Here is a 4,820-nt window from a genome sequence, read left to right as displayed (position 1 = left end):
CCGGAAGGTGTGCTTGCCGATGCGCGGCCAGGCGGTTTCGACGCTTTTCCAGCCGGTTGGCAGCTCGAACACCAAGCGCGAGACCAGCTCGACGCCGTCCTGCTGGTCGAGGCGCGCGGCTGGCACCAGGTCTTCCCCGCGAAACAGCGCCCAGCTCGGCGTCATCCGCGCTTCATAGGCACCCGGCTTGCGCGCATGGCTGAGGCGTACACGGTAGGTCAGGCTGGCCTTGTCGGCGCTGGGTTGCCAAAGGCCGCGATGGCCACTGACTTTCCATTGGCCGTCGGCCTGGAAATCGCTGTAGTCACCGTCGCGGCCCAGCTCGAAATCCAGGCTGCGCACCGCCGAACCCTGGGACAGACTCACGCGCACCAGCGCCTGATCGCTCTGGGGCAGCAGTTTGACGTGATAGTCCAGGTCGACTTTCTTCGCGCACCACGCCGGCGTGCTCAGCGCCAGCAACACCAGGCTCGCCGCCAGTTGGGTCAGCCCCCTCATGCTCACTCCTTGTTCAGCCCGCGCGGAAGATCAGGTAATCCTCCCAGTCGTCTTCGGGCACGCTGCCTTCGGCGAGCATGCGTCCGGACTGGGAAATGCGTTCGTGATGCACGGCGTCACGGTCGCCGCAGACCAGGTGATGCCACAGCGGCAAGTCCTTGCGCTCGCTGACCAGGCGGTAGCCGCAGGTGGGCGGCAGCCACTTGAACTGGTCGGCCTGGCCCGGGGTGAGCTGGATACAGTCGGGCACCGACGCGCGGCGGTTAGGGTAATCGGTACACTGGCAGGTTTTCAGGTCGAGCAGTTTGCAGGCGATGCGCGTGTAATAGACGCTGTTGTCGTCTTCATCCTCGAGCTTTTGCAGGCAGCACAGGCCACAGCCGTCGCACAACGACTCCCACTCCTCCTGATCGAGGTGTTCAAGGGTTTTGCGTATCCAGAAAGGTTCGACTTTGGCGGCCATGGCTCTACATCAGTATCGGTAGGTGAAAAGGCCGTCAGTCTAGTGCCCAAGACCACTGCGGCCAAGCGCTTACGACTGGCGGTGTTACAAGACTTGTCAGTCTAGCGGGGGCACAGTAGCTTTGGGCGCCGAATTGACAATCAGGAACTGCCCATGAGCACCAACCCCCGCGCTGCCGATTACCCGATCAACCCCCAGTTCACTGACCGCTGGTCGCCCCGCGCCTTCACCGGCGCGAGCATCCCGCAGGAAACCCTGCTGAGCTTTTTCGAAGCCGCGCGCTGGGCGCCATCGGCCTATAACTCGCAGCCCTGGCGTTTCCTCTACGCGCGCCGGGACACGCCGGACTGGGAGCGCTTCCTGGGTCTGTTGAACGAATTCAACCGCAACTGGGCGCAGCATGCGTCGGCCCTGGTGATCATCGCCTCGAAAACCGACTTCATCGCCCCCGGCGCCAGCGAAGAAACCCCGGCGCTGTGGCACACCTTCGACACCGGTTCGGCCTGGGGCTACCTCGCGCTACAGGCCAGCCTCAGCGGCTGGCATACGCATGGCATGGCCGGCTTCGATCAGGAACTGACGCGCAAGGAGCTGAAGGTTCCACAGGGTTATGCGCTGCATGCGGCGGTCGCGATCGGCAAGCTGGGCGACAAGTCGACCTTGCCGGAGTACCTGCAAGGCCGTGAGACGCCAAGCCCGCGTAAGCCGTTGAGCGAGCTGGTGTCGCAAGGCGATTTCAGTCTCTAGGACTGACGTGGGAGCTGGCTTGCCAGCCCCCACCTGCGGTTCGGCGCGGTGTCAGTATCCGCGCTCGAAATCCACTTCACCGCGCAAGGCTTGCTGGGCCTGGTACGCGCGCACGTTCTCCAGAAACAGTTGCACCATCATCGGCGGCGAGGTCGGTGCCGAGCTGTGCCCGGTCAGCAGCAGGCCCCAGGCGGTCCAGAACGGGTGGCGTTGCGGCAACGGTTCCTGGCGACACACGTCGATCACCGCACCGGCCAGATGCCCTTCTTTCAAGGCTTCGACCAGATCGGCATCGACCACCGCGACGCCACGGCCGACGTTGATGAACAACCCGCTCGGTTTGAACTGCTTGAACAACGCCGCGTCGTACAGGTCGTGGGTGTTCGGCGTATTCGGCAGCAGGTTGATCACGTAGTCCGCTTCGCCCACCAGCCGACCCAGTTGATCGATCCCGGCCACTTCGATAAACGGTGCCTGCTCGCGTGCCTGACTGGCGATGCCATATAGCTTGACGCCAAACGGCACGAGAAACTGCGCCACGCGTTGGCCGATATCACCGCAGCCGACGATCAACACCGTGCGCCCGGCGAGGCTCTGGCCCATGCGGCTGTCCCACTTGCGCTCGACCTGGCTGACCAGGCGCGCCAACACTTCGCGTTCATGGCCCAGCATGTAGGTGAGGATAAATTCCGCCATGACCTGGCCAAAAATTCCCACCGCACGGGTCAGCCGATAGTCGCGAGGCAAGCCCTCAGCCAGCAGCGGCGTGACGCCGGCCCAGGTCGATTGCAGCCACTGCGGGTGGTGCCCCTGGCGCAACAGGGTGGCCAGCAGGTCCGGCTGGCCAAGCCACACCGGGCAATCGGCGGCCAGGCGCGACAGTTCGGCTGAGTCGCCGCTGGTCAACACCTCAAGGTCCGGTGCCGCTTCGCCCAGCAACCGAGCGTAGAGCGGGTGATCCTGTTCAGCAATCAGAACACGCATGGTTCAAACCTTTCAAAAACAATGCAGACGGCCGCCCGCATCCTTACGGCCACCGTCCATTAATACGATTCCATGGAAAAATGCGCCCAGGACAGGGCACTGAGCGATCACATCGGGTCGTTGCGGCGCAGCAGCTCTTCGGGCAAGTGTTCGATGTACTCGTCTTCGGCCGGTGGCATTTGCAGGTGGTAGCCTTGCTTTTCGAGGTTTTCTAGGACCACCGCAATGTCCTCGCGCGACAGCTTGCGCTCGGGCGTCAACACCATGTCGAACGCGTGATGGGCTTTGCCGAAGGCTTCCATCAAGGGTTCCGGCACGCGCTCCAGGGCATCGCTTTTCAGCACGTAGAGGTACATTTCGTTGCGTTTCAAGCTGCGATAGATGGAGCAAATACGTTTCAAGGCTGTTCTCCGGCAGTGGCCAGGCTGTCGAGCAGCGCCTGGCCCATCAACTCGCGGCGCCAGCCACGCAGCGAGTCTGGCAGTTTATAAGGCCCATCGGGGTAGCCACTTTTGACCAGGGCTTCGAGGGTTTTCTTGCGCAGCATCAGTTCCGGCGCCATGTCCAGGCGTTCGGCTTCAGCCTGGCCCAAGGCGCGCAGGTGCTTGATCAGCGCAGCGGCATCCACCGGCAGCGGTTCAGCCACGGCGGGCGGCCATTGGTCCATGGACACGCTGCCGGCGCGCTTGATCAGGTCCAGCAGAAACTGGCCATCCTGACGCACGGTGCGCGGGTGCATGTCTTCGATTTTGCCCAGGGCGGCGAGGTTATCCGGCTGGGACTTGGCCAGGGGCCACAGCGAGTGTTCACGAATGACGCGATTACGCGGCAGGTCGCGGACACGCGCTTGCTGCTCGCGCCAGGCGCACAGTTCACGCAGCACGGCGAGTTGGGCACGGGACAGTTTCCACGCCAGCTTGGCGTCGCGGTACACCTCGTAGGGGTCGACTTCGCGGCGCAGGTTCGCCACCAGTTCGGCACCGTCGTCCAGGACCCAGGCGTATTTGTCGTCCGACAGCCGCGGGCGCAGGCGAATGTAGACCTCGGCCAGGTGGACCGCATCTTCGGCGGCGTAGCTCACCTGGGTCTCGGACAATGGGCGCTGCAGCCAGTCGGAGCGGGTTTCGCCCTTGGGCAAGTCGATATCGAGCACGGCTTGCACCAGCCGCGAATAGCCCATGGAGAACCCGAGGTTCAGGTAAGCCGCAGCCAGTTGGGTGTCGAACAACGGCACCGGCAGGCTGCCGGTCAGGCGCAGCAACACTTCCAGGTCTTCGCTGCAGGCGTGGACCACTTTGATCACGGCCGGGTTTTCCAGCAAAGCTGCCAGCGGTTGCCAGTTGTCGATGGTCAGGGGGTCGATCAGGTAAGCGCGAACGCCATCACCGATCTGGATCAGCCCGGCAATGGGATAAAAGGTGTCGACCCGCATGAATTCGGTGTCGAGGGCGACGAATGGCAACTGCTGCCATTCGGCGCAATGCTGGCCGAGGCTATCGTTGTCGCAGATCCAGTGAATATCGATGGCCACACGGCTCTCCCTTGAAGAATGGCGCGCAGTATATATCGCGAAAGGGACTTGCGAGCATCCGCAGTGCACACGCAATCATGAAAACTCCGACAGCGCGTGAAGAATAGTCCGACCGATGGGAGTTATCCCGTCTTACGCAGAACGTAGACACGCCACACACTGGAGCCGGGGATGAACTCCTGGTAATACAGGACCTCGAAGCCCGCCTGGCGGAACTCGTCCTCCACCGGCGTATGAGACGCGACCGACACAATCACCGTGTCGCGGCTGACCCGATGAAACTCCTGCAGCAGCGCCTGGCGCGCTTCGCTGCTGGGTACATGACGAAACAATTCCAGACAGAAAATGCAATCCACCGCATTCGCCGACAGGCCGATGGAAAACGCCGAACCTTGAAAGGTCTTGACCCGTTTGAGCAGCGACGTCGGGTGGTGGGTGCGGGCGTGGTCGAGCATGTCCTGGGAGTTATCCGAGGCGAGGATCACCCGGTTGACGTGTTCGGCCAACACCGGCCAGAACCGCCCCGAACCGCAGGCCAGGTCGAGGACCAAACCGGGCTCGCCGGCGACCTTGAGGGCATTGCGCACCAGCCGCCCG

The 4,820-nt window shown here is 63.0% G+C and carries 6 protein-coding genes and 1 pseudogene; 1 reads left to right on the top strand and 6 read right to left on the bottom strand.

All coding sequences use genetic code 11. The features are described 5' to 3' along the window. Positions 1–498 (bottom strand): annotated as a pseudogene (locus tag L9Z73_RS25505) (hypothetical protein); the annotation flags it as partial. A 13-nt stretch (positions 499–511) separates the two neighbouring features. Next, on the bottom strand, positions 512–961 hold the full coding sequence (locus L9Z73_RS25500; protein WP_110624195.1) for a YcgN family cysteine cluster protein: 450 nt from the start codon (positions 959–961) through the stop codon (positions 512–514). 153 nt (positions 962–1,114) lie between these two features. Here L9Z73_RS25500 and L9Z73_RS25495 point away from each other — a divergent pair, with 153 nt between their 5' ends. Continuing rightward, positions 1,115–1,708: a nitroreductase family protein gene (locus tag L9Z73_RS25495; RefSeq protein WP_247407088.1), complete on the top strand. Its 594-nt coding sequence runs from the start codon at positions 1,115–1,117 to the stop codon at positions 1,706–1,708. 51 nt (positions 1,709–1,759) lie between these two features. Here L9Z73_RS25495 and L9Z73_RS25490 read toward each other — a convergent pair whose 3' ends face one another. The 4 genes from L9Z73_RS25490 to L9Z73_RS25475 all read right to left on the bottom strand — a co-directional run bounded on the left by L9Z73_RS25490 (position 1,760) and on the right by L9Z73_RS25475 (position 4,813). Continuing rightward, positions 1,760–2,692 carry a D-2-hydroxyacid dehydrogenase gene (locus L9Z73_RS25490; RefSeq protein WP_247407085.1) on the bottom strand — a complete coding sequence of 311 codons (933 nt, stop codon included), beginning with the start codon at positions 2,690–2,692 and terminating at the stop codon, positions 1,760–1,762. A 107-nt stretch (positions 2,693–2,799) separates the two neighbouring features. Further along, positions 2,800–3,093, bottom strand: coding sequence for a YcgL domain-containing protein (locus L9Z73_RS25485; RefSeq protein WP_017848744.1), 294 nt, complete (start codon positions 3,091–3,093; stop codon positions 2,800–2,802). Beyond that, positions 3,090–4,223, bottom strand: a complete 1,134-nt coding sequence (gene rnd, locus L9Z73_RS25480) for a ribonuclease D (RefSeq protein ID WP_247407080.1) — start codon at positions 4,221–4,223, stop codon at positions 3,090–3,092. The genes L9Z73_RS25485 and rnd overlap by 4 nt, the downstream gene beginning before the upstream one ends. A 122-nt stretch (positions 4,224–4,345) precedes the next feature. Continuing rightward, a complete protein-coding gene (locus tag L9Z73_RS25475; RefSeq protein WP_247407091.1) occupies positions 4,346–4,813 on the bottom strand; it encodes a class I SAM-dependent methyltransferase in 468 nt (155 codons plus the stop codon). Between the last annotated feature and the right edge of the window lie 7 nt (positions 4,814–4,820).

The organism is Pseudomonas emilianonis (genome assembly GCF_023072625.1).
Taxonomy (GTDB): domain Bacteria; phylum Pseudomonadota; class Gammaproteobacteria; order Pseudomonadales; family Pseudomonadaceae; genus Aquipseudomonas; species Aquipseudomonas paraveronii.
The sequence above is the reverse complement of the archived record's forward strand: the minus strand, read 5'-3'. Positions and strand labels throughout refer to the sequence as shown.

What these genes read in the sequence shown, in the direction of transcription:
- L9Z73_RS25500 (WP_110624195.1), bottom strand. Translation starts at nt 961, where the DNA reads ATGGCCGCCAAAGTCGAACCTTTCTGGATACGCAAAACCCTTGAACAC.
- L9Z73_RS25490 (WP_247407085.1), bottom strand. Translation starts at nt 2,692, where the DNA reads ATGCGTGTTCTGATTGCTGAACAGGATCACCCGCTCTACGCTCGGTTG.
- L9Z73_RS25495 (WP_247407088.1), top strand. Translation starts at nt 1,115, where the DNA reads ATGAGCACCAACCCCCGCGCTGCCGATTACCCGATCAACCCCCAGTTC.